Source organism: Nonomuraea sp. ZG12 (assembly GCF_052068115.1).
Classification (GTDB): Bacteria; Actinomycetota; Actinomycetes; order Streptosporangiales; family Streptosporangiaceae; genus Nonomuraea.
On the sequence record NZ_JBQHCW010000096.1, the window covers coordinates 1 to 668 of the forward strand.

Below are 668 nucleotides of genomic sequence, written 5' to 3' on the forward strand. Positions count from 1 at the left end.
AGGGCGGCGTTGGCGGCCGCATACCCGGCCAGCCGGGCACTGCCCCAGGTCGCCGCACCGGAGGAGAACACGACGAACGCGTCCAGGTCCCTGTCCGCCGTCAGCTCGTCCAGGTGGCTCGCGCCACCGGCCTTGGCCTGCAGTACGGCGGCCAGGTCAGCCGGGCTCATGTCGTTCAGCGGTCCGCCCAGTCCCGCGCCGGCGGCGTGCATGATCGAGCTCAGCGCGGGACCATGCGTGTCGATCCAGCTCAGCAGACCGGCCGTCTGCGTGCGGTCACCGACATCACCGGCGAGAACCACCACGTCAGTACCGGCATCGGCCAACTCAGCGGCCAGCATCGCCGCGCCGGACGCCGCCGGACCGGAACGGCTGGACAACACGATCCGCGACGCGTCCCGCCCGGTCAGCCAGCGAGCCACATGCCCGCCGACGCCACCGGTACCGCCGGTCACCAGCACACTCCCGCCCGGCACCCAACGCTGTCCGCCCGGCACCGAACGGGCGGCCCGAACCAGCCGCCGCCCCAGCACCCCCGCCGAGCGGATGGCGACCTGGTCCTCACCACACCCGGCCAGGACCGCGACCAGCCGATCGGCCGTACGCGCGTCCCACACCGGAGGCAGGTCGATCAGGCCACCCCACCGATCCGGATGCTCCAGAGCGGC

At 73.4% G+C, this 668-nt stretch carries 1 protein-coding gene; it reads right to left on the reverse strand.

The window, feature by feature from the left end:
- A partial coding sequence (locus ACTMTF_RS49415) for an SDR family NAD(P)-dependent oxidoreductase (protein ID WP_441117039.1) occupies positions 1-668 on the reverse strand: 668 nt, incomplete at both ends.